4 protein-coding genes are annotated in these 4,683 nt (G+C 74.8%); 3 read left to right on the top strand and 1 reads right to left on the bottom strand.

Annotated elements, in window-relative coordinates:
• On the bottom strand, nt 1-343 hold a 343-nt coding region (locus NH339_RS17310), incomplete at its 3' end, for a histidine kinase N-terminal domain-containing protein (RefSeq protein ID WP_253027246.1).
• Between the two features lie 47 nt (nt 344-390).
• On the opposite strand from NH339_RS17310, the gene NH339_RS17305 reads away from it, so the two are divergent.
• From NH339_RS17305 to NH339_RS17295, 3 genes are all read left to right on the top strand, one after another.
• Nucleotides 391-1,356, top strand: coding sequence for a DUF2785 domain-containing protein (locus tag NH339_RS17305; RefSeq protein WP_253027245.1), 966 nt, complete (start codon nt 391-393; stop codon nt 1,354-1,356).
• Nucleotides 1,357-1,366: 10 nt separating this feature from the next.
• On the top strand, nt 1,367-3,151 hold the full coding sequence (locus NH339_RS17300) for an acetolactate synthase (RefSeq protein WP_253027244.1): 1,785 nt from the start codon (nt 1,367-1,369) through the stop codon (nt 3,149-3,151).
• Nucleotides 3,152-3,216: 65 nt separating this feature from the next.
• On the top strand, nt 3,217-4,683 hold a 1,467-nt coding region (locus tag NH339_RS17295), incomplete at its 3' end, for an ABC transporter ATP-binding protein (RefSeq protein ID WP_253027243.1).

Genomic DNA, 4,683 nt, shown 5'->3' with positions numbered 1-4,683 from the left:
CCCGCCGCACCGGCACCAGCCGCACCCGCAGCCCGTCACCGACCGCCGGGTCGTCGTCGTCCTGCGCGCCCTCGCCCGCGAGCACCCGGCCCGCCGCCGGGGAGCGCTCCGCGGGGACGAACGTGCCCGTCACGTCCTCCAGCAGCGTCGTCGCACCCGTCGTCGGACGGATCTGCGCCACCGCCCACAGCCCCTTCGACTCCGCGTCGGGCACCCACAGCACCAGGTCGCCGAACGACAGGTCGGCCAGGATCTGCCAGTCCGCGACGAGGGCGTGCACCCAGCCCACGTCGGCAGGCGCGAGAGCCGTCTGCGACCGGATGATGTCGTCGGGCGTCGGCACCCGCCCACCCTAGCCGCGCTACCGCCCCCCAGGACCCCTCTGGCACGATGGACGAGATGTCCGAGGCGTACTGGCAGGCCGTGGTGCGGACCGGTCGACAGGTCCCGCTCGACCGCTCCCTCGACGAGTCCACGGCCGAGCTCGTCGAGATGCTCGGCCACCCGAACCCCCGGCTGCGCGAGGACCTCGCGTACCCGCTGCTCACCACGTGGATCTCCACGGGCGTGTACGACGACCTCCTCGGCGGGCTCGGCGACGGCGTCGCCCCGGGCCTGCGGTACGGGCTCGGCCACGACGGCGACGTCTCGGTCGTCCGACGCTCCTACAGCGCCCTCCTGCTCGCCGACATCGTGGGCCGCGACAACACCCTGCACGTCCTGCCGTCCTCCACCGTCCTGGGCTGGGGCGACCGCGCCACCAGCTGGTACGTCCGCGAGCTCGACCACCGCGGCTGGGTGCCCGAGCAGGGGTGGGCCCACGCCATCGCCCACGGCGCCGACCTGCTCGCCGCCCTCGCCCGCTCACGCCACTTCGACCGGCTCGAGCTGACCGTGCTGCTCGACGTGATCGCCGACCGCGTGCTCACCCCCACCTCCTACGTCTGGCGCCACGGGGAGGACGACCGCCTGGCGTACGCGGTCATGACCGCGCTGCACCGCAACGCGCTCGACCCCAGCATCGTCGAGCCCTGGCTCGCCCGCCTCGGCGCCGGCGTCCGCGCACCCCGCACCCGCGGCCACCTCGACGACGAGTGGCCGTCCCCGACCGCCAAGAACACGTCGTCCTTCCTGCGCGCCCTGCACCTGCAGCTCGCGCTCGGCGTACAGGGCCGCGCCGACCTGCGGGGCGACGCCGAGCTGTTCGCGGAGCAGCCCGCCCACCGCGCCGACCTCCTCCTCGCCGTCCTCGACCAGATCCGCGGCGAGAGCCCCTGGCTGTACCGGCAGACCACCCGCGCCCGCCCTCTCGACGCCCCCGACGGCCCACCGGACAACGACACCGCCGTGCAGTAGCGTGCGAGCCATGTCACAGACCGACGAGTCCGCGGCCACCCCTGACACCGACGGCGAGAGCGCCGCCCCCACCGCCCACAGCGCAGATCATGTGCGCTCCCCGCACGGTGCAGACGATGTGCGCTCCGCGCACGGTGCAGACGATGTGCGCTCCGCGCACGGGGGAGTCCACGCGCTCGAGGTGGCCCGCGCCCACGGCGTGCAGGCCATGTTCACGCTCTCGGGCGCCCACGTGTTCCCCATGTACGACGCCGCCGTCACCGCGGCCGATCCGATGCCCATCATCGACGTGCGGCACGAGCCCACCGCCGTGTTCGCCGCCGAGGCCGTCGGCAAGCTGACCCGCACCCCGGGCCTCGCCGTGCTCACGGCCGGTCCGGGCGTCACGAACGGCGTCAGCCCCGTCGCGCAGGCTCACTTCGCCGGGTCGCCGCTCGTGGTCGTCGGCGGCCGTGCCCCCGCCGCGCGCTGGGGCATGGGCACCCTGCAGGAGCTCGACCACCCCCCGATCTTCGAGACCGTCTCGACGTGGGCGGCCACCGCGCACACCCTCGCCGACATCGCCCCCACCGTCCACGAGGCGTTCAACCGCGCCGGGTCCTCGCACCGGGGACCGACCTTCGTCGACGTCCCGATGGACGAGTTCTTCAACGCCGGGCCCCTCGGCTCCGCCACCGGTCCCGACCGGGCCCCCCTGCAGCCCGACGGCGACGACCTCGCCCGCGTCGCGCGACTCCTGCAGGACGCTCGCCACCCCGTGCTCGTCCTCGGCACCGACGTGTGGGCCGACGGCGCGGAGGACGCCGCGTCGCGCTTCGCGGCCGAGACCGGCATCCCGGTCATCGCCAACGGCATGGGTCGCGGACTCCTGCCGGGTGGCCACCCCCAGCTCGTCACCAAGGCGCGCTCCGCGGCGTTCTCGGGGGCCGACCTGGTGGTCGTCGCCGGCACCCCGCTCGACTTCCGCCTCGGCTACGGCGTCTTCGGCGGCAAGGACGGTGCCACGCCTGCGCGGGTCGTCCACCTCGCCGACTCCCCCGGCCAGCTCTCGACCCACGCCGACCTCGCCGGGTCGGCCGCCGGCGACCTGACGCTCGTGCTCGACGGCATCCTCGCCGCACTGCAGTCGGCGTCCGGCTCCCGGCCGGACTGGTCGTCCTGGCTCGGCCAGCTGCAGGACCTCGTCTCCGCCGCGGCCGCGCGCGACGTCGACCTGCTCGCCTCGGCCAGCGACCCCATCCACCCCGCGCGGATCTACGGCGAGCTGCTCCCCCGCCTCGCCGACGACGCCGTCGTCATCGGCGACGGCGGCGACTTCGTGTCCTTTGCCGGCAAGTTCGTCGAGCCGCAGCGACCCGGCGGCTGGCTCGACCCCGGACCCTACGGCTGCCTCGGCGCCGGCATGGGCGCCGCCATGGCGGCCCGCATCACGCGACCCTCGAGCCAGGTCGTCGTGCTGTTCGGCGACGGTGCCGCCGGCATGTCGCTCATGGACGTCGACACGCTCGTGCGTCACGACCTCCCCGTGGTCATGGTCGTCGGCAACAACTCCGCGTGGGGGCTGGAGAAGAGCCCCATGCAGATGCTCTACGGCTACGACGTCGCCGCCGACCTCGCACCGAACACGCGCTACGACCAGGTCGTCACCGCGCTCGGCGGCGGTGGCGAGATGGTCACCGACCCCGCGCAGATCGGGCCGGCGCTCGACCGCGCGTTCGCGTCGGGCGTGCCCTACCTCGTGAACGTCATGACCGACGTGTCCGCGGAGTACCCGCGCACCACGCACGGCGTGTGAGCCACCGCCCGTCGTCGTCGCGACCGCCGGTCGGGGCGACGGCGGGTTAGGCTAACCTCACTCGCATGGGACGAGGCGGGCGAGGCAGGAGCACGACGTCGCCCGACGCACCGACCACCGCGCCGGCCACCGCCGGTGCCCTGCTCCGCCGGGCGCTGCGCCGCAACGGACGCGACCTCGGCCGCGGCTATCCCCTGCTGACGCTCTGGCAGCTCAGCGAGACCCTCGTGCCCGTCGTCATCGGGCTCGTCGTCGACCAGGCCGTCGACGGCGGTGGTCTCGGCGACCTCGCCTGGACGCTCGGCGTGCTCGTCGCTCTCTTCGTGGTGCTCAGCAACGGCTACCGGTTCGGTGCGCGCTACATCAAGCAGGGCATCGAGCGCGAGGCGCACGCGCTGCGCGTCGAGGTCGCGGGGCACGTGCTGCACCCGCGGGGGGCGCGGACCGACCGGCTCGCCGGCGAGACGCTGTCGATCGCGACGTCCGACGCCGACCTCGTGCCGATGGCCCTGCACCAGCTCGGCTACGCGATCGCGTCCCTCGTCGCGGTGCTCGTGACGGCCGCGTACGTGCTCCGCGTCGACGTCGTGCTGGGACTGCTCATCCTGCTCGGGGTCCCCGCCGTGCTCGTCGCGATCCAGGCGCTCGCCCCGCTGGTGGCGCGTCGCACCGCCCGGCAGCAGGAGAGCACGGCCGCCGCCTCGGGACTCGCGGCCGACCTGCTGGAGGGTCTGCGCCCGCTCAAGGGCATCGGTGGCGAGGACGTCGCCCTGCGTCGCTACCGTGCCGCGAGCACGCGGGCGAGCGACGACACCGTCGCCGTCGCCCGCTCCTGGGGCTACCTCGACGGCTTCACCACCGCGCTCAGCGGACTGCTGCTCGCCGCGGTCGCGCTGCTCGCCGGGCGTCGCGCCCTGGACGGCGACATCAGCCTCGGCGAGCTGATCGCGCTGGTCGGTCTCACGCAGTTCCTCGCCGAGCCGCTGCGCGGCCTCGGCGACGTGAGCGCGCAGTTCGCGGCGTCGCGCGCGTCGGCCGCGCGCATCGTCGACTTCCTCGCCACGCCGCGCGTCCTCGCACCCGGAGGTCGCGCGCCCAGCCAGGACCGACCCGAGCTCGTGCTCGACGACGTCGCGGCAGGTCCGCTCGACGGGCTCAGCCTGCACCTGCGCCACGACGAGCTGGTCGCCGTCGCGGTCGACGACCCTGCGGTCTCCGACGCCCTGGTGGCGCTGCTCTCGGGCGACCTCGACCTCGACTCCGGACGCGCGCGTCTCGGCGACGTCGACCTCGCCGAGCTGTCCGTGGCCGGACGTCGCCGGCACCTGCTCGTCGTCTCGCACCACGGCGGGATCACGGAGGGCACGCTGCGCACCACCGTCGACCCAGGAGGGCAGCACGACGACGACGCGCTCGCCCCGGCCCTCGCCGCCTCGGCCGCCGACGACGTGGTCCGCCTGCACCCCGACGGGCTCGACCGCCCGGTCCGCGCCGGCGGCAGCAGCCTCTCCGGCGGCCAGCGGCAGCGGCTC

Source organism: Aeromicrobium sp. CnD17-E (assembly GCF_024124745.1).
Classification (GTDB): Bacteria; Actinomycetota; Actinomycetes; order Propionibacteriales; family Nocardioidaceae; genus Aeromicrobium.
Note: the sequence above shows the minus strand (reverse complement) of the source record. Positions and strands in the feature narration are given on the sequence as shown.

Coding starts and splice junctions, on each gene's coding strand:
- NH339_RS17305 (WP_253027245.1), top strand. CDS start 391: ATGGACGAGATGTCCGAGGCGTACTGGCAGGCCGTGGTGCGGACCGGT.
- NH339_RS17300 (WP_253027244.1), top strand. CDS start 1,367: ATGTCACAGACCGACGAGTCCGCGGCCACCCCTGACACCGACGGCGAG.